Raw genomic sequence first — 21047 nt, 5'->3', positions numbered from 1 at the left:
GCGGTTCAGAACGTCGGCGGAGAGCTGGCGCTGACGATCTCGCAGCACTCGTCGCTGACGTTGCGGAAGCGGTGCGGCTGGCGACTGTCGAAGTAATAAGCGTCGCCGGGGCCGAGGATGCGGGCTTCGTTATTGACGGTGATCTCGATCTGGCCGCGAATGATCACGCCACCCTCCTGGCCGTCATGGGTCAGCATGTCCGGTCCGGTGTCGGCAAACGGTTCGTACACTTCGCGCAGGATGGCGATGTCGCGCCGCTCGTGCGAGGTGCCGACCAGCAACAGCTGGATCTGGTCGTTGCCGAGGTTGGGCAGTTCGTCCTTGCTGTAGAACACGCGTGGTGCTTGCGGGTCTGCATCGAAGGTGAAAAAGTCGGATAGGGTCATTGGCAGACCCTCCAGCACTTTTCGCAGCGAACTGATCGACGGGCTGACGCGGTTCTGCTCGATCAGCGAGATCGTACCGTTGGTAACGCCCGCTCTCTTGGCCAGTTCACGCTGCGAAAGACCCATGCGTTCGCGAACCATCCTTAATCGTGCTCCAACATCCATGCTTCCTGTCCAATCTGTATGTTAATAATTTTAGACGTACAACGATGAGGATTTTGACCACTTTGAGCCCGTCTGTTGCGCCGCAATAACGAAATTTCTTTGCAACCCGTGCATTTTATAGTCAAAATCAGTGTGTGAATGCAAGTTTGTTGTATATTTTTTTAAACAACTGTGGCTCAGAGCTTCACGACATCACCCAAAGGAGAGTGCTATGTTAATCGGCGTTCCGAAGGAGATCAAAAATCATGAGTACCGTGTCGGCCTGACGCCGTCCGGTGCGCGTGAACTGGTGGCGCACGGCCACCAGGTGCTGGTGCAAAGTCAGGCCGGGCTCGGCATCGGCTTTACCGACGAACAGTACCTGCAGGCCGGCGCCACCATCGTGTCGCGGCCGGAAGAAATCTTTGCCCGGGCTGAGATGATCATCAAGGTCAAGGAGCCGCAGCCGGCCGAGTGCCGCATGCTGCGACCGGGACAGCTGCTGTTCACCTATCTGCATCTGGCGCCGGATCCTGAACAGACGCAGTTGTTGCTGGAATCCGGTGCCGTGGCCATCGCCTACGAGACGGTGACCGACGAGCGCGGCGGCCTGCCGCTGCTGGCGCCGATGTCGGAAGTGGCCGGCCGCATGGCGGTACAGGCTGGTGCCCACGCGCTGGAAAAGGCGCAGGGTGGCCGCGGCGTGCTGCTCGGCGGCGTGCCGGGTGTGGCGCCGGCGCGGGTAGTGGTGCTGGGCGGCGGGGTGGTCGGCCTCAATGCGGCGCGGATGGCGCTGGGGCTGGGCGCCGATGTGACCCTGCTGGACAAGTCGCTGGCGCGACTGAAAGAGATCGACATGCTGTTCGGCAGCGGCATCAAGACGCTGATGTCCAACAGCAGCAATATAGAAGAAGCGGTGCGGGACGCGGACCTGATCATCGGCGCGGTGCTGGTGCCGGGTGCGGCGGCGCCGAAACTGCTCAACCGCGCGATGCTGAAACAGCTGCGCACCGGGGCGGTACTGGTGGATGTCGCCATCGACCAGGGCGGCTGCTTTGAGACCAGCCGGCCGACCACGCATCAGCACCCGACCTATATCGTTGACGGCATCGTGCACTACTGCGTTGCCAACATGCCCGGTGGTGTCGCCAGAACCGCCACCATGGCGCTGACCAATGCCACGCTGCCGTATGCGCTGGAGCTGGCGGACAAAGGTTGGCCGCAGGCCCTGCAGGACAATGCGCACCTGCGTCATGGTCTGAACATCTGTTGTGGCAAAGTGACTCATGCGGCGGTGGCGCGCGATCTCGGTTACGACTACGTCGATCCGCTGACCGTGCTGAAGACGGCGCAGTAAAACCAACCGAGGTAACCATGCAAGCGATTATCGGCATCCCTTGTGATGTCAAAACCATAGGCCTGTTTCCCTTCCACGCGGTGGGCGAGAAGTACATCACCGCGGCGGTGGGGGCGGCCGGCGGCGTGGCCGTGCTGATCCCGTCGCTGGGTGACGCGGCACAGCTGGACACGATCATTAATCTGGTGGACGGCATCCTGCTGCCGGGCTCGCCGTCCAATATCGAGCCGCACCACTACCAGGGCGTGCCCAGCCGCCCCGGCACCCTGCACGACAAGGCGCGCGACGCGACCACGCTGCCGCTGGTGCGGCGGGTGATCGACGCCGGCATCCCGCTCTTGGGTATCTGCCGCGGCTTTCAGGAGATCAACGTGGTGCTGGGGGGAGAATTGCACCAGCACGTGCAGGAGCAGCCGGGCCTGAACGACCACCGCGAGCCGCAGACCGAGGACCTGGACCTGATGTACGGGCCGGCGCACAGCGTGCAGTTCACCGCCGGCAGCTGGCTGCAGTATTGGCTCGGCCGCGATAGCGCCCAGGTCAACTCCATCCACCAGCAGGGCATCAAGCGGCTGGCTGACGGGCTGATCGCCGAGGCGGTGGCCGAGGACGGGCTGATCGAGGCCTACCGCGTCGGCAGCGCCAGCAACTTTGCCTATGCCGTGCAGTGGCATCCAGAATGGAAGTACTGGGAGAACGACGTGTCCCAGGCAATTTTCGAGGCTTTCGGCGCAGCTTGCCGGGAGCGCCGTATGCGTCGCAATCAATAGACGTACTCGGCAAAACCGCCGGCAAGACCGGTAAAAAAGAGGAAATGCATCATGAATCACCAATTGTTTGAATGGCTGCGCGACAACCGTATCACCGAGATGGAATGTATCGTTCCGGACATGACCGGCGTTGCCCGCGGCAAGATCGTCCCGAAAGACAAGTTTGTTTCCGAGCAGGAAATGCGCCTGCCGGAAGCGGTGCTGATCCAGACCGTCACCGGCGACTATCCCGATGACAGCATGCTGGACCTGACCGACCCGGACATGGTGCTGATGCCGGATCCGAGCACCCTGCGTTTCGTGCCGTGGGCCACCGACCCGACCGCGCAGCTGATCTACGACGCGGTGCGTCCGGATGGCACGATGGTGGAAACCGCCCCGCGCAACGTGCTCAAGCGCGTGCTGGCGTTGTATGAGGCCCAAGGTTGGGAGCCGGTGGTGGCACCGGAGATGGAGTTTTACCTGCTGTCGCCCAACCCTGATCCTGATATTCCACTGGCGCCGCCTGTTGGCCGTACCGGGCGTGCCGAATTCGGTCGCCGCTCCTATGCGATCGACGCGGTCAACGAGTTCGATCCGCTGTTCGAGGACATCTACGACTACTGCCACGCGCAGAATCTGGAAGTCGACACGCTGATTCACGAAGTCGGCACCGCGCAGATGGAAATCAACTTCATGCACGGCAATGCGCTGGACCTGTCCGACCAGGTGTTCCTGTTCAAACGCACCGTGCGCGAGGCCGCCTTCCGTCATGGCATGTACGCCACCTTCATGGCCAAGCCGATGGAAGCGGAGCCGGGCAGCGCGATGCACATTCACCAGAGTGTGCTGAACAAGCACACCGGCAAGAACCTGTTCTCCGGTGAAGACGGCAAGCCGACCGAGCATTTCTTCCACTTCATCGGCGGCCTGCAGCACTACCTGCCGGAGTGCATGCCGTTCTTCGCGCCGTACGTGAACTCCTTCCGTCGCCTGTCGCCGTATACCGCGGCGCCGACCAACGTGGAGTGGGGCTACGACAACCGTACCGTCGGCCTGCGCGTGCCGCACTCGTCGCCGGCGGCTCGCCGCGTGGAAAACCGCGTGCCGGGCGTGGACGTGAACCCGTACATCGCGATGGCCGCCACCCTGGCCTGCGGCTACCTCGGCATGATGAACAAGATCAAGCCGCGCGATCCGCTGTCCAGCGACGCTTACGAGCTGCCGTTCCAGTTCCCGCACGGCACCGAGGAAGCGCTGGTACGCCTGAAAGCCTGCAGCGACGTGGCCGAGGTGATGGGGGCGCGCTTCGTCGAGATGTATGTCGGCATGAAGGAGAAGGAATTCGCCGAATACTTCCGCGTCATCAGCCCGTGGGAACGCAAGTTCCTGCTGCTGCACGTGTAATTGCGTAGCAAGCGGGAGGCGCAGACCTCCCGTATTCAAACCAGGAGAGATTTGATGAAGCATCAGCGCAGCACCGCCCAATGGCGGGAAATGGACGCCGCACACCACCTGCACCCGTTTACCGACACCACCTCCCTGAACGAACAGGGGGTGCGCATGATCACCCATGCGGACGGTATCTACCTGTGGGATAGCGAAGGCAACAAGATTCTCGACGGCATGGCCGGCCTGTGGTGCGTGAACATCGGCTACGGCCGCAAGGATCTGCCGGAAGTCGCCAAGCGCCAGATGGAAGAGCTGGCTTATTACAATACCTTCTTCAAGACCTCGCACCCGGCGGTGGTCGAGCTGTCGCACCTGCTGGCGGAAGTGGCGCCCAAGGGCTTCGACCACGTGTTCTACACCAACTCCGGTTCGGAGTCGGTGGACACCATGATCCGCATGGTGCGCCGCTACTGGGACGTGAAGGGCAAGCCCGAGAAGAAAACCCTGATCGGACGCTGGAACGGCTACCACGGTTCCACCATCGGCGGCGCGAGCCTGGGCGGCATGAGCTATATGCACGAGCAGGGCGACCTGCCGATTCCGGGTATCGTGCACGTGCAGCAGCCGTGGCACTACAAGTACGGCAAGGGCATGAGCGCCGACGACTTCGGCCGGCTTGCTGCCAGCTGGATCGAGGAAAAGATCCTGGAAGTCGGCGCCGACAAGGTGGCCGCCTTCGTCGGCGAGCCGATCCAGGGCGCCGGCGGCGTGATCATCCCGCCGGCCACGTACTGGCCGGAAGTGGAGCGCATCTGCCGCAAGTACGACATCCTGCTGGTCGCCGACGAGGTGATCTGCGGCTTCGGCCGTACCGGCCACTGGTTCGGCCAGCAGCAGTTCGGCTTCACCCCGGACATCTTCACCACCGCCAAGGGTCTGTCGTCCGGCTACATGCCGATCGGTGCGGTGTTCGTCAATAACGAGGTGGCGGCAACGTTGGCCGCAGGCGGCGACTTCAACCACGGCTTTACCTACTCCGGCCATCCGGTGGCGGCTGCAGTGGCGCACGCCAACGTCAAGGCGCTGCGCGACGAGGGCATCGTCGCCGCCGTGCACGAGGATACCGGCCCGTACATGCAGAAACGCTGGCGCGAGGCGTTCTCCCGCTTCGAGCATGTCGACGACGTGCGCGGGGTCGGCCTGATCCAGGCGTTCACCCTGGTCAAGGACAAGGCCAGCCAGACGCTGTTCGACAACTGGGGCGAGATCGGCCTGATGTGCCGCGACATCTTCTTCCAGCACGGCCTGATCATGCGTGCCTGCGGTGATCACATCGTGTCGGCGCCACCGCTGATCATCAGCAAGGACCAGATCGACGAGCTGATCGCCACCGCGGTCAAGTGCATGGAGATCTTCGAGCAGAAGCTGAAGGAACGCGGTCTGGCCTGAGCCTGAACGCCGCGACGAAGCGGCATTTACGAGCAGCAAAGCGGGTTTGATTATACAATCGACCCGCTTTTTTTATTGCCGGACGGCTGGCGTGCCACCCACGGCCATGCCAGTGACGTGACGGCGCGGCTGGCAAGCACCGGCGGCTTTGGTTATGCTGACACGGCATGCCGCTTTCCTGATACTCCAGACTCAAAACGAGGCCACGGCTGACAATGGCTGACGAATCGCAACGCCCCATCATCGTAAAACGCATCAAGAAAGGCCACGGCGGCCACCACGGCGGCGCCTGGAAGATCGCCTACGCCGACTTCGTGACCGCGATGATGGCGTTTTTTCTGTTGATGTGGCTGCTGGGCTCGACCTCGGCCGGTGCGCTCAGCGGTATTTCCCAGTACTTCCAGATGCCGCTGAAGCTCGCGCTGCAGGGCGGTGACGGCGCCGGCGACGCTACCGCGGTGGTGCCCGGCGGCGGCACCGATCTGACAAAGCAGTCCGGCCAGGTCAAGCGCGGCAATCCGGACCCGGCCAGCGGGCAGAAGCGGGCGGAGCTGAGCAAGCTGCAGCAGCGCATCCAGCAAAAGCTGCAGCAGAAGATGGAACAGAGCGCGGTGCTGAAGTCGTTCAAGGACCAGGTCCGGCTGGAGATGACGCCGGAAGGGCTGCGCATCCAGCTGATCGACGAACAGAACCGGCCGATGTTCCAGTCCGGCGGTGCGGTGCCGATGGAGCACACGCGGGTGCTGCTGCAGGAAATCGGTCGCGAGCTGAACGAAGTGACCAACAAGATCAGCATCTCCGGCCATACCGACGCCACCCGCTTTGCAGGCGCGGCCACCGGCTATACCAACTGGGAACTGTCGGCCGACCGTGCCAATGCCGCGCGCCGCGAGCTGATCGCCGGCGGCATGCTGGATGAAAAAGTATTGCGCGTGGTCGGGCTGGCGTCTGCGGACCCGCTGAACCGGCAGAACGTGTTCAGCTCGGAAAACCGCCGTATCGCCATCGTGATCCTGAACGAGGAAACCGAGAGCCAGATTCGTGGCCAGGGGCCGGTCGCGGAAGCGGCACCGGTGGCGGCTGCGGTTGCAGGAGCACCGGCAGCGCCATGAGGCTGACCGCCTTGCTGCGTCATGCCGGCATCCAGCTGCTGGCGGTGCTGCTGGCCTGGGTGTTCTGGGCGCCGGTGGCCACGCCGCTGCCCTGGCTCGCGGCGCAGTGCCTGCTGGCGGTGCTGCTGGCCAGCGTGCTGCGCTGCTCCATGCCGCAACGCCTGCTGCACCTGCTGTTCATGCCGCTGGTGGTGCTGGCGCTGTGGCAGCAATGGGCGCCGTGGCTGTACCTGTGCGGCTTTGTGCTGCTGTTTGCCCTCAGCCGCAATGCGCTGATCGAGCGGGTGCCCCTGTATCTGTCGTCGCAGGAAAGCATAGACACGCTGGCGCACTGGCTGCCGTCCGGCGCTGCGGTGCTGGATCTGGGTAGCGGCGACGGCCGGGTGGTACTGCAGCTGGCGCGGCAGCGCGCCGACCTGCAACTGTGCGGCGTGGAAAACGCGCTGCTGCCGTGGTTGTGGTCGCGCTGGCGCTACCTGCGTGCCGGCCGGCCGGCCAATGTCAGCCTGCACTACGGTAATTTCTGGGCGGTGGACTGGTCACGTTTCGACGTGATCCATGCCTTCCTGTCGCCGGCGCCGATGGCGCGGGTATGGACGCACTTTCAGCAATATGCGGCCAACCATGCGCAGCTGGTGAGCAACAGTTTCGGGATCGAGGCGGTGCCGCCGCAGCAACGGCTGCCACTGAACGGGCCATTACAAAAAGAACTCCTCATCTGGGGACGCAATCATGGACATCGCTAACTGGCTGTCATCGCTGTCGGAAAACCGCTGGCCCATCCTGCCGGCCACCGCGGTCGAGGTGCGGCAGATGCTGTCGCGCCCCAGCGACCGCATCGTGTTTTCCGAGCTGGCCAACCTGACCCTGTCCGATCCTTTCCTGCTGCTGGACCTGATGCGGCTGGTCGGCGCGTCGCGCGCCCTGCAGCGCAGCGAGGCGCACCCCACCGTCGAGCAGATGCTGATGATGCTGGGACTGGAGGTGATCACCGCGCGCTATCGCCAGATTCCGGCGCTCTCCACGGTGCACGGCAAGCTGGACCAGGAGGTGGTCGATGCCGTCGGCGACTGGCTGGGACGTTCCCGCATCGCCGCCTTCGTCATCAAGGAATGGCTGGCGATCACCGGAGAGTACAAGGTCGAGGACTGCTTCATCGCGGCGCTGGTGTACAACCTGCCGGCCTGCCTGTACCTGATCTACCGCAACCGCCTTCCGGGCGGGCCGCTGCTGCACGAGGTGGCGGACGTATTCGCGCAGGACTACCCCAGGATCGTCGAGCAGTTCATCCAGCGCATGCCGCTGCCGTCCGGTCTGCTCGATACCCTCGGCAGCGGGCCGGTCAACCGCCGCAAGCAGCTGCTGAAGCTGGCGATTGCCACCGCCAACGCGGTGGACCAGGGCTGGTGGCGGCCGCAGTGGAATATCGGCATCGAGGCGGCGGCCAGGCTGATCGGCTGCCGGGTCGACGACGCGCAGCAGGTGGTGCAGCAGGCGATCCTGCAGGTGGCGCGCCACCCGCGCGCGCCGGGCTATGCCTATCCGGCGCGGGCCTACCTGTACATTCCCGGCCCGTTCCCGGAGAAAAACAAGCAGGACGAAGTCGCCACCCTCAGCGGCGAGCAGCAGCTGGAAAAGGCGCTGCTGGAGTCGCTGCGCCACCTCGCCAACGACATCCAGTTCGAGCGCATCATGTTCCTGCGCTACGACCAGCCCAGCCATTCGCTGAAAATGCGTTACCAGATCGGGCTGGATGACAATCACCCGCTGCGCAAGCACATCGTGGCGCTGGAGCCGGGCTCGTTCTTTGCGCTGCTCACCAGCCGGCCGCAGAGCTTCCATGCACCGGCCGCAACGCGCGCGCAGCTGGCGCGCAAATACCAGGACGAATTCTTCACCCATCTCGGCGAGGGCCACTTCGCCTGCATGTCGGTGTTCTCCGGCCACAAGCTGGCCGGTGTCTTCTTTGTTGACAACTATCGCAGCAACAAGGCGATCGACGACGACAGCTACCACCGCTTCAAGGAAACGGTGTTCCGCGTGTCACAACTCACTTTCTAGGCATGACATTCCATAAAATCATTACCTCGGCCGCCAATGACGAGATGAAATCGCTGGCGCGGCTGCTGGACAACGCCCGCGAGCGGCGCAAGCAACAACTACTGGTACTGGAAGGGTTGCACCTGCTGCAGGCCGCGCTGGACGCCGGGCTGCCGCTGCACGCGGTATACGTCAACGAGGCGGCGCAGCAGCATCCGGAATGGCTGGCGCTGCAGCGTCGCATCGACCGTGCCGTGCCGTGCAGCCTGGTCAGCACCGCGGTGCTGGCCAAGGTCACTGCGCTGGCGACACCGTCAGAGGTGCTGGTGTTGTGCCCGCGGCCACAGGGCAGCGCCGCGCAGCACGAGGCGGCGGTGCTGCTGGACGACGTGCAGGACCCGGGCAATATGGGCACCATCCTGCGCTGCGCCGCTGCGGCCAACGTGCGGCAGGTGTACCTGTCCAAGGGCTGTGTCGATGTCTATTCGCCCAAGGTGCTGCGCGCCGGCATGGGCGCCCACTTCGTGCTGCAGATCCACGAGCAGGCCGATCTGGCCGCCGAACTGGCGCGCTGGCCCGGCGCCCGGCTGGCGACGCACCTGGAGGGCAGCGTGTCGCTGTACAGCGAAGACCTGCGCGGTGCGGTGGCCTTCGTGTTCGGCAACGAGGGCAAGGGCGTGTCGGCGCCGGTGCTGGCCGCCTGCGACCGCCGCGTGCGCATCCCGATGCCCGGTCACGCCGAATCGCTGAACGTGGCGATGGCGGCCACCGTCTGCCTGTTCGAGCGCGTGCGCCAGGGCGAAGCCGCGGCTACCGGCGCCGCGTAATCGGTGCTTTGCCAATCGGGCGGCGCTCACTACAATACGCGGCCTGTTATTACACGCGCGGTGCCGCCCTTGGCCTGACGCAACTCCGGAGTGAAGAATGGAACCCGTACGACTTTCAAAACGCATGGCTGAAATGGGGCTTTGTTCTCGCCGCGAGGCCGACAGCTATATCGAGCAGGGCTGGGTCAAGGTCAACGGCAGCGTGGCGGTGCTGGGGCAGAAGGTGGTGACCGGCGACGACATCCAGCTCGACAAGAAAATGACCCAGGCGCAGGAGCGCCGCGTCACCATCCTGATCAACAAGCCGATGGGCTATGTGTCCGGCCAGGCCGAGATGGGTTACCTGCCGGCGGCGGCGCTGATCACGCCGGACAACCACTGGGAAGAAGACAAATCCGGGCTGCGCTTCTCGCGCGACCACATGAAAGGGCTGGCACCGGCCGGGCGTCTGGATATCGACTCGGTCGGCCTGCTGGTGCTGACTCAGGACGGCCGCGTGGCGAAAGAGCTGATCGGCGAAACCTCCGATGTCGAGAAGGAATACCTGGTGCGCGTCGAGGGCGAGCTGTCCGACGAGGGCCTGCGTCTGCTCAATCACGGCCTGTCGCTGGACGGCAAGGCGCTGATCCCGGCCAAGGTGTGGTGGCAGAACGATGACCAGCTGCGCTTCATCCTGAAAGAGGGCAAGAAGCGGCAGATCCGCCGCATGTGTGAGGCCGTCGGCCTGCACGTGGTTGGCCTCAAGCGCATCCGCATCGGCAAGGTGATGCTGGGCGACCTGCCGACCGGCAAGTGGCGCTACCTGGCCGCGGACGAGCAGTTCTCCTGAGCCTTGGCTATGCGGCCAACCTTGTTGGCCGCCATTTCAGGCACACAGTCACGATAAAGCGGGCAGGGCGATGAGCTTCTTTTTGCAGCGATGGTTGGGCGGCGGCGGCCCCTGGGGGCGGCAGGACGTGACGCAGGCGGTGGAGCGGCTGATCGACGAGGTCGATCCCAAGGTGCGTCTGCTGCCGCGCAGCCAGCAACAGCTGCAGCGCGGCGTGCGCGACACCCTGCGCTACGCCAGCGAGCTGATCGAGCACCTGCCGGCGCCGCTGGATCTCAGTCCCGCCGGCTACACCACCGACCGCCGCGTCGGCCTGCTGTTCGCGTCGCCGGAAAGCCTGTACCGCGTGCTGCAGACGAGCGAGGCGCTGCAGCAGTATTTTTCCCACCCTTCCAATCCCGACACCGCCTACCTGCTGCTGGTGATGCAGCCGCAGGCGCGCCAGCGTCTCGGTAGCCAGCTGCTGCCCGATGGCCAGGTGCAGAACGACGTGCCGCAGCAGGTGATCAGCTTCGAGCAGCACCGTGTGGTGGCGGCCTACGACAGCCTGAAAAACCTGCGGCATCTGGCCGGCATGGAGGCGTTCAATGCGCTGTGCCGTGACCTCGCGCGGCGGGTGGCGCTGTTCGATGCCCGCCGCCAGCAGCTGGAGGCCGAGCGCCAGCGCGTGCTGTTGCGGCTGTCGGCCGGTGGCCAGACGCTGATCAACGCCGACGCGCTGCGCGGCCACGACGATGTCAAGGACGCCGATCTGCCGCGACGCCTGCAGCAGCTGGATGCGGAACTGGCGGTGATGGGCAAGCAGCTGTCGCTGCCGGGCAAGCTGGATTACCTGCGCCAGGTGCTGCGCCAGCCACAGGACTACCTGAAGGCTGGGCTGGAATCAACGTGGCTGGACCGCATGGGGGTAGTGACACCGCCGGATCTGGGCGGTGCGCAGCTGGACTTCGGCCTGATGAGGCTGGGCGAGGCCGAGGACAGCGTGCGCGAACGGGCGGTGTTCCCCGGCAGCATCACCCGCCACGCCCTGCAGCAGTGGCGCGAACGTTGGCCGCAATGAGGCGGCCAACGGCAGAAGCCAGGCTGGTTTCGCGCCGCTGACAGAACTCGCCGCGCAGCCGGGTCAGGGCGGCGCAACGCAGAACCAGGGGTTTTCTTAGCGGTGCTTATTGCTGCGGCAGGGTTGCCTTGCCGTAGTGCAGGAACACCTCGTCGCGCACCCAGCCCTTGTTGTGGTACAGCTTTTGCGCGGCCTGGTTGTCGCGGGCGGTGGACAGCTCCAGTCGCACGAAACCGTTGTCGCGGGCGTAGCGTTCGATGTGGCCGAGCAGGCTGCTGGCAATGCCGCGTTGGCGGTCCTGCGGCCGGGTGAACAGGTCGTACAGCACGTAGATCGGCGCCGCCGCCAGCGAGCAGAACGACGGGTACAGCTGGCAGAAGCCGAGCACCTCGCCGTCGCTGTGCTCCGCCAGGAAGATCACCGATTCGTTCTTGGTCATGCGCGCCTGCAGGAAGCGCCGCGCCAGCTCGCGGTCGCTGCTTTCGCCGTAAAACTGGCGATACTCGTCAAACAGCACCGCCAGCGCGGTCAGGTCATTGTGTCCGGCGCGGCGTATCGTCGCGTCACTCATCACTCGTTGCTCCTTCTTGTCCGTCAATCACGATCAGCGGCACCATCATCTCGGCGACAGACAGCCCGCCGTGATTGCCCAGCAGCTTGGGTAGCGGAGCGTCGGCCGGTGTATCCAGCAGTCCCCAGTCCTCTTTCAGCAGCAGCACGTAGTCGCCGACGCGTGCGGCCAACCTTGGGTCGTTCACGTCGGCACCGGGGCCGAACCAGGCCTCGTCCAGCAGCTGCGCCGCCGGCAGGCACCAGGCGGCATGGCCGAGCAGGCGTTCGGCCAGTTGCGGGAATTCCGCCAGCCGTTCCGGCTTCACGTGGCAGAACGCCACCCGCGGCTCACCGGACAGCGGCAGGCGCAGGCAGTCGGCCAGCTCCGGAAAGTCGCGCAGCTGCAGCAGGCGCGGCGGCGGGATGTCCATCTGGCCGTGGTCGGCGCTGATGCACAGCACGGCGTCGCGGCCGGCCAGCGCGGCGGCAAAGGCGGCACAGTGCGCCTCGACACGCTGCAACAGCTGGCGGCAACGCGGGTGCGTGGTGCCCTTGTGGTGCATGATCGAATCCAGGTCCGGGATGTAGGCGTAGACGAACTGTGGCGCGGTCGCCTCGCGCAGTAGCGTGTCCAGCTGCCGGAACAGGTCTTCGTACGACGCCCAGCCGCGGCGCTCGGCATTGCCGCCGTGGTGCAGGCTGTAGGCGGAATCGAGAATGTAGTTCGGCTGCAGCATGATCTGGCGCCGCGCCCCGCTGAGCGCCGAGGGCGTGCGGTACACCGCGCGCGCCAGCTCGGCCGGGTCGTCCGGTGTGTGGCTGCCGCGGTGGCGCACCGTCATCGGCAACGGCGTGACCACGGCGTCGACCTCCGGCGCCGCCAGATGCCAGCCGGTGAGGGTGTGCACGCTGGGCGGCAGCCCGGTGAGGTAAGTGGTGATGGCGCTGGTGGTGGTGCTGGGGAACACCGAGGTCAGCGCCAGCGTCTGCTGCTGGCGGAGCCAGCCGCCGGGCGACAGATCGGCGAGTTGCCTGCAGCCCATGCCGTCGATGACCAGCAGGATGATGGTCTGCGCCTGCTCCAGCCGTGCCAGCGACGGGTGCTGCAGCGGCGGGCAGGGACTGTCGCTGCCGTGCAGGCGGGCGGCGAGGTTGGCGATGCCGTGTTCCGGGTGCGGGAACACCAGGCCGGTGGCACTGAGCTGTGGTCGGGTTGTTTGGGTCACTTGCGGCGATGGCCAGGTTGCGCTAATACCTGTACTTTTACCATTTTCACCGCATTCCAGATAGCCGATGGCCGCTTATCCTGTTTCCTGTACCAGCTGCGGCGCCTGTTGCGCCGCGTTCCGGGTGTCGTTTCACCGTTCCGAATTGGCCGGCCCCGAGCGCCGCGGCGTGCCGCCGGCCATGGCGGTGGTCGAGGTCGGCAACACCATGCGCATGTGCGGCACCGACGAGCACACGCTGCGCTGTGTCGCGCTGCAGGGCGCCGTCGGCGAGTCGGTCAGCTGCAGCATCTACGCCGACCGGCCGTCGCCGTGCCGCGAATTCGGCGCGCTGGCCGATGTCGGCATCTACGAGCGCGCCTGCAACCGCGCCCGCGCGCGCCACGGCCTGCCGCCGCTGCCGGTGGACGACTGAGTCACAGCAGCACCAGATGGTTGTCCCACTTCACCGGGAAGCGCTGGCTGCGCGCGGCGACGATCTGCAGTTGCTGGCTGTCTATCCACACGATGTCGCCCAGCTCGTTGCTGACGATGAAGTGGCACCCGTCCGGGGTCGCGGCGATGCCGGCCGGCTTGCTCAGCGCCACCGCCCCCAGGAATTCGCCCGCGCCTGACCAGAACACCACCTGGTCGCCGCGGGTGGCGGTGCAGGCGATGTGCGTCGGCGTTGCCGCCACGCTGGCGGCGTAGCCGTTGCAGCTCGTCGCCAGCTCCGGCGGCAGCGACAGGCTACGCAGCCCGCTGCGCTCGTGCCACAGGCTGACCAGCGGCGCACTGCCTTCGCCCTCGTACTGCAGCGCCACCGCGTAGTGGCCGTCGGCTACCGCCGCCAGATGGCGCAGCGACAGCCTGTTGTCCGGCAGGCGGAAGCTGGCCACGCTGCGGCCAACCTTGAGGTCGACGATGTCCAGGCTGGGCTGCATGCTGCGCACGTTGAGCTTGATGCGGCCGCTCTCCGGCAGCGTCAGGATGCCGCCGTTGGCGACCAGGATGCGGCCGTCTTGCAGTGGCAGCAGCTGGTGCGGGCCGATGCCGCCGGACGGCAGCTCGCGCAGCGGCGCCAGCGTCAGCGCGTCGCGCAGGGTCAGCAGGCCGTCGCCGTTGTCGATATTGCTGTCGGTGGTGGCCAGCACGCCGCCGGGCAGCACGATGCCGTGGCCGAAGCCGTGGCGGTCGTCCGGGTAGTCATACCAGGCCAGCATCTCGCCGCTTTGCCAGTTAAGGCGCGCGATAAAGCTGCCGGGGCGGCGCGCGAACACAAGGCACTCGTTTGGCCGGCCGGGCAGCAGCGCGATGTGGTGGCCGCGTTGCGGCAGGGTGGCGGCCGTGTTACGGCCGGCGGCGCCGACGCGGTACTCGTTGCGGCCAACGTCGTAGGCCGACAGCAGTTGCAGCGGGGTCTCGCCTGCCAGGCTGCGCAGCGGCCACGCCAGCAGGCCGGCGGCCACACCCTGCAGCAGGAGGCGGCGTTGCGGATCAGTCGCCATCGGATTCATTGAAGCTGAGGGTAATGTCCAGGCTGTCGGCGACCGGGCCTTCCAGCAGGGTCAGCAGCGTGGCCAGCGCCTGCACTGCCGCTTTTTCCTTGCCGCTGCGGCCAACCTGCACCAGGTCGTCCGGCAGCTGCGCCAGTCCCTTGTTAACCGCCGTCACCCGTTGCCGCAGCTGCTGCGCCAGCGCCGGCTGCCCGGCCTGTTCCAGCAATTGCGCCAGCGCGAAGTCCTTGCCCTTGCCGCCGATCAACAGCTGTTGCAGCAGGTCGAACTGCGCCTGCAGCAGCCGCTTGCCGCTGTGGCTGCGCTTGCCGCTGACCAGCTCCGGCTTCTGGCCGGCCAGCCGCGACAATTCCTTGTGCAGCTCGTTGTTGCCGGCCAGCGTCAGGTTGATGATCTCCTCCAGCGCCTGCTGGCTGGACGGTAGGTCGTCGGCCGTTTCTCCGGCACTGATGCGTGTGGCAAAGCGTTGCCACTGGTGCTGCAGTTCGGCGCTGTGCTCGCCGAGTTCGTCGGCGTTGCGTTGCAGCCAGGCGCAGACGCCGGGCGTGGCCAGGCTGGCCGCGGGACGGTACAGCAGGTATTCGATGGCGGTGTAGCCCTTGGCTGCGGTGCCGGTGGTGTCGAAGACGTCGGCCTCGTGCGCGGCGCTGCGGCTGACCGCGCTGTCGACCAGCGCGGTGCGCGTCGGCCTGAAGGCGATGGTGCGCTGGCTGCGCAGCTGCGCCGTCGGCCCCCAGTTCAGCGCCGCGACGCGCATCCAGCTGCCGTAGGCCTGTTGCCACTGCTGGCGTACCGCCGCGAGGCCGGCATTGTCCGGCCGGGCGCAGCTGTGCTGCAGCTGGCTGGCCAGCGCACGGTTGGCGTCGGCCAGCTGCCGGTAGCGCGGCAGCAGGGTGTCGTTGAGCACGTACTGCACGTAACGCGGCGTCGCGTCAGGCGGCGCGGCGGTGTCGGCGTGGGCGGTGCCGGCCAGCAGCAGGGCCGACAGGGTCAGGATGGGTTTCAGTTGCATGATTGCTCCGCCGAAGCCGGCGCCAGGGCAGGCGCCGGCTTCAGGTTCAAAGGGATTCGAGGAAGCGCAGCAGGGCGGCGCGGTCGGTCTTGTTGAAGGCCATGAAGTGCTGCTTGGCGGCCTCGGCCTCGCCACCGTGCCACAGGATGGCTTCGCCAAGGTTGCGCGCGCGGCCGTCGTGCAGGTAGCGGGTGTGGCCGTTGACATCGGCAAACAGCCCGATGCCCCACAGCGGCGGCGTTTTCCACTCCTGGCCATTGGCCAGCCCGTCGGGGCGGCCGTCGGCCAGCCCCGGGCCCATGTCGTGCAGCAGCAGGTCGGTGTAGGGGCTGATCTTCTGGCCGGAGACTTCCGGCAGGCCGCGCAGCGTGCCGGTGGTGTAGCTGGCCACGTGGCAGCTGCTGCACTGTGCTTGGCTGAACAGCCACTTGCCGCGGCGTACCTCGGCGCTGTCGGCCTCGCGCTGCGCCGGCACCGCCAGCGTGCGGCTGTAGAAGATCACCGCGTCCAGCTTGTCTTTCGGAATTTCCGGCGTGCCGCCGCGTGCGGCCTGGCGGCAGTCGCGCTGCGCGGGCAGGCACTCCTCCTGCGGGAAGTGGCGCGAGGTGATGCCGATGTCGCCGTTGAAGGCGCCGGCGCTCTGGTGGGCGATGGTGGCGACATTGGCCTTCCAGCCGAAGCGGCTGATCAGGGTCTTGCCGGCGTAGGCGTCGTGCACGTAATTGGCGCGGCCGGACACGCCAAGGTTGGCCGCAGCCTGCGCACGGGCGTTGGCGAGAATGTCCTGCTCGCGGATCGCCTCCAGCAGGCCGAGACCGATCATCTGCGGCGCGATGCGCGGCGATACCTGCACTTGCGGATGAAGCGGGCCGTAACCCAGCTCGGTAAAGCGGTATTGCGGCTGCAGCAGCTCGAACGGCTCGCCGTCGGGGAAGCTGCCCGTTTGCGGCTGGTAGCTGATCTGCACCTTGCCTTCCGGTTTTACGCCGGGGATGGCGTCGTTGTTGAACTGGCCACCGTAGTTCGGCTCTGGCTGCGGGCCGCTGGCGCCGGGGATGGACAGGCGGAACAGCAGCGCCATCGGCTGCTCGGCCTGCAGCTGGTTCTCGAACTGCGGCGGTGCACCGCGGCCGTCCAGCGCGTGACAGGCGCCGCAGGAGCGGGCGATGAAGTGCGGCCCCAGCCCGTCGCGGGCGGTGGTCGACGACGGCGCCTCGACCCAGGCCTTCTTGAAGAAGGAATTGCCGACGAAGAAGCGCGTCTGCCGTTCGGACGCCATATTGGCCGCCGACAGCGAGAACGCGTTGCGGCCGGTCTCGTACACGGTGGTGTCGCCGCCCAGCTTCTCGTCGTCGTCGTGGTAGGGCGCCAGCTCCGGCAGCGAGGTGAAGCCGACCAGCCCGCCGAGGATCAGGCCGGCGGCCAGCCACGAGGCGGGGCGCAGAAAAAGTTGTGTCATGGTGTGTTCCGGATAGGCAAAACCCGCCCGGCGAGCCGGGCGGGGTGAGGACGATGGCCGACGGCAGGGGCGCTTAGCCGTTGACGTTCAGCTTCCTGATGCCGATGGCTTTGGCGGCTTCCACTAGGCTCGCGGCCTGTTTCTTCAGCGCGGCGGCGGTGGCCTGCACGCGGCTGCGGCCGTCCTTGTTGACGATTTCTTGGTCGAACGGCGCTTTGATCGCCTCGGCGCGGGCCTGGGTGGCGGTCATGTCGGCGCTCACGCGCTCGGCAGCCTTGGCATTGCTGGCGGCAACCAGGTCGCGCAGGCTGGCGCCCTTGAGCTGGCTGCCGTCCACGCGGGTGTACTCGCCCAGCCACACGTTCTGGATGCCGCGGGCGTTGGTGACGATGTCGCGGTGGGTGTTGTCGGAGAAGCAGGAGTGCTCGTCTTCCTGGTTGCGGCTGTCCAGTGCCACCTCGATGCGCTCGCCGGCCAGCTCGGCCCGCGACAGCACGCCGATGCCGACCAGCATCTGGCGCAGCGCGTCTGGTTTCTTCTCGAACCGGGCGCGGAAGTTGTTGCTGTTCGGCTGCCAAGCGGCAACCAGATAGCCCAGGTCGTCGACCAGCAGATCGGCGGCGGTCTTCAGGTACTCGCGGCGGCGGTCGGCGTTGTTGCCCTGGCCGTCGACAAAGTCGGTATAGCTGCGTTTGCCTGCGCCGTTGCTGTCGAAGTCCTGGCCCCATAGTAGGAACTCGATGGCGTGGTAGCCGGTGGAGATGTTTTCTTCACCGCCGCGCTCGTTCAGCGAGCCGAGCAGCTTCTTGCTGATCACCACCTTGCGGTTGTTGATGATGCCGGCATCCGGTTTGCCCTTGACGCCATCGATATAGGCCTCGTCCAGCGGCCAGGCGTTGATCTGGCCTTCCGGGCCGCGGGCGTCGTCGATCGGGCCGCCGTAGAAGCGGAAGGCTTCGGTCTGGCCGTAGGGCTCGCGTGCGGCCAACCATGCCTGGCGCGCCTGGTTCAGGCTGGCTTCGCTCGGGGCGGCGACAAAGGCGTTGATCGCGTTCTGCAGCGCCTTGGCGGTGAGCAGCGAGTCTTCGTAGCTGGCGAACACGATCTGGCTGTATTGCTGGACTACTGCCTCGCGGCTGACCTCGGCGGCTGAGGCGTGGACAGGAGAGAGCAGGGCGCCGAGCAGGGCGGCCGCGAGCAGGGTTTTGCGCATGATGGAATCCGGCTGACTGATGGATGAAAAATAAAGCCCATGATAATCACTCGCAATAAATGCGGTCAATCTTATCGAGAATCGTTCTTGATTTTGTGTGGTTTTGTCATATTGCGCGGGCGTTCGCGCGGGGGCGGGCTTCGTGGTATCCTTGCGCCCCTTTCAAATTACCCTGCCCTGGCATGCGAGACCCCTGCGACCACTACACCATGGACCTGATCGGCGGCAGCCGCGCCAAACCCGGGCGCAAGCCGCTGGGCGAACGCGCGATGACGGCGGCCGAGCGCAAGCGTCGTTCGCGCGAGCTGCGTCGCAACCGCCTGCAGGAACTGTCGGTCACGGTGGAGCTGTCGCGCGACGCGCAAAAGGCGCTCGACAAGATGATCGAGTGGTGGGGTGTCAGCAAGAAAGAGGCGATCAATCGCGCGATGCTGATCGCCTGCCAGTCGCAGACCGGGCGCACCGGCATGCTGTTCGACCTGGATCCTGCCTTTTTGCTGACCGAACGTAGCAGCAAGCGCCGCCAGCGCTGAGGCGGCGGCCGGGGGCTGCCGTTCGCCCTGTGTTGCTGGCTGGTGATGCTGGTCAGTCCGTCTTGCCCGCGTCGTTTCCCTAGCCTGTTGTTTTGGCCTGTCTTCGTGGCAAGGTTGGCCGTCCGTGGCGACTCCCGAAGAATCAGATCAGAGCTCACGCCGGTGGCGCTCGCCGCCACGCTGCCGTATCGCGACATTCACGGCGTTGCCATATCGCGACAGCACCTTCCCCTGCTTGACGCAGATCAACCGTGCCATGCCATTCGGAATTAATAATGGCCGATTGTTTCAATAGGAAGTGGCTGCCATGGCACTCAAACAGCTTTCGCCCGCCGATGTGATGCTGGGCAAACCGCTGGAGCAGGCGGTGTACAACGCGGATGGCCAACTGCTGCTGAACAAGGGCTCGGTACTGCGCGACCCCGGTGCCAAGCAGAAGCTGCTGGCCATGGGCCACAAGGAAGTAGTGCCCGGTGCCGCGCCGGTGGTGCCGGCTCCCGCCGCGCCGCGGGCGGAGCAGCTGCGCGAGCCGGTGTTCGCGCTGGTGCAGCACGCGGCGGTGACGCTGAACGCGATGCTGGTCGACCAGCAGGCCGACGTCCACCGCGACCAGTTCATCGCCCGCATCCGCTCGCTGGCCGGCCGCCTGCAGGCCGCCTGCCAGCAAGACCCGGAAGCCGCCATCGCCGCCATCCACCTGTTTCACGAAGGCGAGTACGCGCTGCGTCACCACCTGTCGGTGGGCGTGGTCAGCGCGCTGCTGGCCGAAGCCGACGGCCGTCTGGACAAGGCGCAGCAGCATTCGCTGATCTGCGCCGCACTCACCCACGACATCGGCATTTACAGCCTGGCCAACCACAGCGGCGGGCTGACCGAGGAGAAGCGCCGCGAGATCAACCAGCACCCGATCACCAGCTGCGCCATCCTCAAGGACATCGGCGTCGACGACGAGCTGTGGCTGGAGGCGGTGCTGCAGCACCACGAACGGCAGGACGGCAGCGGCTATCCGCTGAGCCTGTCCGGTGGCGCCATCTCGCTGCACGGCAGCCTGCTGGCGGTGGCCGATGTCTACTGCGCGATGACGCGGCCGCGGCCGTACCGGCCCAAGGCCTACTTCCCGATGGCGGCGATGCGCGACCTGTATGTCGGGCAGAGCCAGCAGCTGGACAATGCGCTGATCCAGAAGCTGATCAAGGCGCTGGGGCTGATCCCGCCCGGCACCATCGTCAAGCTGAAAAACGGCGAAATCGCGGTGGTGAAAAAGCGCAGTACCAATAATGCGCCGCAGGCGTTCTGCCTGTACAACCGCCAGGGCATGCCGATGGCGTCGCCGGACGCGCGCAATACCGCGCTGCCTGACTACGCCATCCAGGGGCGGGTCGACTACGACGACTGCCGCAATGTCGAGGCCGCGATGCGCCGCATCTGGGCCTGAGTGGAGCGGCTTGTTGCGGCCAACGTTGGCCGCAACGGGGCATGAGGCCAGGAAGCACAAAGACAGACAAGCCCGGCGTGATTGCGCCGGGCTTGTCTGTTTGCGGGGGTGGCGTGTTCAGTCCGCGCCGAACCAGCCCTGTTGCTGCGCGTGGGCCAGCCGCTCGACCAGATAGTCCCACAGCGCCGGACAGCCGCTCTGGATCGGCGGGCCGATACGCTGCACCACGCGGGCGTGGCTGATGCCGTTTTCGCGCCAGCTCTGGCCGTTGTTGGCCAGGTTCAGCAGCACCGGCATCGCGCGGTCGGCGGCGTGGGCAAAGCGCGCCGCAGCGGTCTCGCCGTCCTCGAACTCCTGCCACAGCGCCATGAAGCGCTGCGCCTGCGCTGCCGGCAACAGCCCGAAAATCCGCGTCACCGCCGCCAGCTCCGCCGCCTTGCGCTCTTCCCAGCCGTCCACGGCGTAGACGATGGTGTCGCCGGTGTCGATCTCGCCGATGTCGTGCACCAGCAGCATCGCCACCACGTGGCTGATGTCGACCGGCTCCGCCGCGTATGGCGCCAGCGACGATGCCAGCATCGCGATCTGCCAGCTGTGCTCGGCGGAGTTTTCCTGCCGTGCCAGCCCCAGCGGCCGCGTCTTGCGGGTGACGCCCTTCAGTTTGTCCAGTTCCAGAATGAAATCGATGATCTGCTGCATGGTGCTTTCCTCGTGAACAGTCCGCGATTCTAGCGCCGCGCGGCGCTGCGGTCGAACCGGGGGTGCGGTGACGGGGT

Annotated in this window: 21 protein-coding genes; 13 read left to right on the top strand and 8 right to left on the bottom strand. The window is 66.0% G+C overall.

Features of this window, described 5'->3' with window-relative positions:
• Positions 1 to 5: 5 nt before the first annotated feature.
• The gene (locus PQU96_RS14040) at positions 6 to 551 is read right to left on the bottom strand and encodes a cupin domain-containing protein (protein WP_272773027.1); all 546 of its coding nucleotides are present in this window, start codon (positions 549 to 551) and stop codon (positions 6 to 8) included.
• Between the two features lie 211 nt (positions 552 to 762).
• Between PQU96_RS14040 and ald the strand changes: the two genes are divergently transcribed.
• The 10 genes from ald to PQU96_RS13990 all read left to right on the top strand — a co-directional run bounded on the left by ald (position 763) and on the right by PQU96_RS13990 (position 11345).
• The gene (gene ald, locus PQU96_RS14035) at positions 763 to 1887 is read left to right on the top strand and encodes an alanine dehydrogenase (protein WP_272773026.1); all 1125 of its coding nucleotides are present in this window, start codon (positions 763 to 765) and stop codon (positions 1885 to 1887) included.
• Positions 1888 to 1904: 17 nt separating this feature from the next.
• On the top strand, positions 1905 to 2657 hold the full coding sequence (locus PQU96_RS14030) for a gamma-glutamyl-gamma-aminobutyrate hydrolase family protein (protein WP_272773025.1): 753 nt from the start codon (positions 1905 to 1907) through the stop codon (positions 2655 to 2657).
• A gap of 51 nt (positions 2658 to 2708) precedes the next feature.
• On the top strand, positions 2709 to 4043 hold the full coding sequence (locus PQU96_RS14025) for a glutamine synthetase family protein (RefSeq protein WP_272773024.1): 1335 nt from the start codon (positions 2709 to 2711) through the stop codon (positions 4041 to 4043).
• 54 nt (positions 4044 to 4097) lie between these two features.
• Complete coding sequence (locus PQU96_RS14020; protein ID WP_272773023.1) at positions 4098 to 5477, top strand: aspartate aminotransferase family protein; 1380 nt, start codon at positions 4098 to 4100, stop codon at positions 5475 to 5477.
• Positions 5478 to 5692: 215 nt separating this feature from the next.
• Positions 5693 to 6589 carry a flagellar motor protein MotB gene (gene motB, locus PQU96_RS14015; RefSeq protein WP_272773022.1) on the top strand — a complete coding sequence of 299 codons (897 nt, stop codon included), beginning with the start codon at positions 5693 to 5695 and terminating at the stop codon, positions 6587 to 6589.
• Complete coding sequence (locus PQU96_RS14010) at positions 6586 to 7335, top strand: class I SAM-dependent methyltransferase (protein ID WP_272773021.1); 750 nt, start codon at positions 6586 to 6588, stop codon at positions 7333 to 7335. Before motB ends, PQU96_RS14010 begins: the two co-directional genes overlap by 4 nt.
• A complete protein-coding gene (locus PQU96_RS14005; protein ID WP_272773020.1) occupies positions 7322 to 8650 on the top strand; it encodes a histidine kinase in 1329 nt (442 codons plus the stop codon). Before PQU96_RS14010 ends, PQU96_RS14005 begins: the two co-directional genes overlap by 14 nt.
• A 2-nt stretch (positions 8651 to 8652) precedes the next feature.
• On the top strand, positions 8653 to 9456 hold the full coding sequence (locus tag PQU96_RS14000; protein ID WP_272773019.1) for a TrmH family RNA methyltransferase: 804 nt from the start codon (positions 8653 to 8655) through the stop codon (positions 9454 to 9456).
• Positions 9457 to 9553: 97 nt separating this feature from the next.
• Positions 9554 to 10285: a pseudouridine synthase gene (locus tag PQU96_RS13995; RefSeq protein WP_120809715.1), complete on the top strand. Its 732-nt coding sequence runs from the start codon at positions 9554 to 9556 to the stop codon at positions 10283 to 10285.
• Positions 10286 to 10355: 70 nt separating this feature from the next.
• Positions 10356 to 11345 carry a hypothetical protein gene (locus PQU96_RS13990; RefSeq protein WP_272773018.1) on the top strand — a complete coding sequence of 330 codons (990 nt, stop codon included), beginning with the start codon at positions 10356 to 10358 and terminating at the stop codon, positions 11343 to 11345.
• A gap of 106 nt (positions 11346 to 11451) precedes the next feature.
• Here PQU96_RS13990 and PQU96_RS13985 read toward each other — a convergent pair whose 3' ends face one another.
• Positions 11452 to 11916: a GNAT family N-acetyltransferase gene (locus tag PQU96_RS13985; protein WP_272773017.1), complete on the bottom strand. Its 465-nt coding sequence runs from the start codon at positions 11914 to 11916 to the stop codon at positions 11452 to 11454.
• On the bottom strand, positions 11909 to 13123 hold the full coding sequence (locus PQU96_RS13980; RefSeq protein ID WP_272773016.1) for an alkaline phosphatase family protein: 1215 nt from the start codon (positions 13121 to 13123) through the stop codon (positions 11909 to 11911). Before PQU96_RS13980 ends, PQU96_RS13985 begins: the two co-directional genes overlap by 8 nt.
• Before the next feature lie 67 nt (positions 13124 to 13190).
• Here PQU96_RS13980 and PQU96_RS13975 point away from each other — a divergent pair, with 67 nt between their 5' ends.
• Positions 13191 to 13538, top strand: a complete 348-nt coding sequence (locus PQU96_RS13975; protein WP_272773015.1) for a YkgJ family cysteine cluster protein — start codon at positions 13191 to 13193, stop codon at positions 13536 to 13538.
• 1 nt (position 13539) lies between these two features.
• On the opposite strand, the gene PQU96_RS13970 is transcribed toward PQU96_RS13975, so the two are convergent.
• The 4 genes from PQU96_RS13970 to PQU96_RS13955 all read right to left on the bottom strand — a co-directional run bounded on the left by PQU96_RS13970 (position 13540) and on the right by PQU96_RS13955 (position 18303).
• Entirely contained in the window at positions 13540 to 14610 is a 1071-nt protein-coding gene (locus tag PQU96_RS13970) for a DUF1513 domain-containing protein (RefSeq protein ID WP_272773014.1), read from the bottom strand.
• On the bottom strand, positions 14600 to 15631 hold the full coding sequence (locus PQU96_RS13965) for an imelysin family protein (protein WP_272773013.1): 1032 nt from the start codon (positions 15629 to 15631) through the stop codon (positions 14600 to 14602). The genes PQU96_RS13970 and PQU96_RS13965 overlap by 11 nt, the downstream gene beginning before the upstream one ends.
• Before the next feature lie 46 nt (positions 15632 to 15677).
• Positions 15678 to 17090, bottom strand: a complete 1413-nt coding sequence (locus tag PQU96_RS13960) for a di-heme oxidoreductase family protein (protein WP_272773012.1) — start codon at positions 17088 to 17090, stop codon at positions 15678 to 15680.
• A gap of 73 nt (positions 17091 to 17163) precedes the next feature.
• Entirely contained in the window at positions 17164 to 18303 is a 1140-nt protein-coding gene (locus PQU96_RS13955; protein ID WP_272773011.1) for an imelysin family protein, read from the bottom strand.
• Positions 18304 to 18485: 182 nt separating this feature from the next.
• On the opposite strand from PQU96_RS13955, the gene PQU96_RS13950 reads away from it, so the two are divergent.
• A complete protein-coding gene (locus PQU96_RS13950; RefSeq protein WP_189375010.1) occupies positions 18486 to 18836 on the top strand; it encodes a hypothetical protein in 351 nt (116 codons plus the stop codon).
• Positions 18837 to 19143: 307 nt separating this feature from the next.
• Entirely contained in the window at positions 19144 to 20271 is a 1128-nt protein-coding gene (locus PQU96_RS13945) for an HD-GYP domain-containing protein (protein ID WP_272773010.1), read from the top strand.
• Positions 20272 to 20388: 117 nt separating this feature from the next.
• Here PQU96_RS13945 and PQU96_RS13940 read toward each other — a convergent pair whose 3' ends face one another.
• On the bottom strand, positions 20389 to 20970 hold the full coding sequence (locus tag PQU96_RS13940; RefSeq protein WP_272773009.1) for an HD domain-containing protein: 582 nt from the start codon (positions 20968 to 20970) through the stop codon (positions 20389 to 20391).
• Positions 20971 to 21047: the final 77 nt, after the last annotated feature.

The organism is Vogesella margarita, from assembly GCF_028548475.1.
Classification (GTDB): Bacteria; Pseudomonadota; Gammaproteobacteria; order Burkholderiales; family Chromobacteriaceae; genus Vogesella; species Vogesella margarita.
The sequence above is the reverse complement of the archived record's forward strand: the minus strand, read 5'-3'. Positions and strand labels throughout refer to the sequence as shown.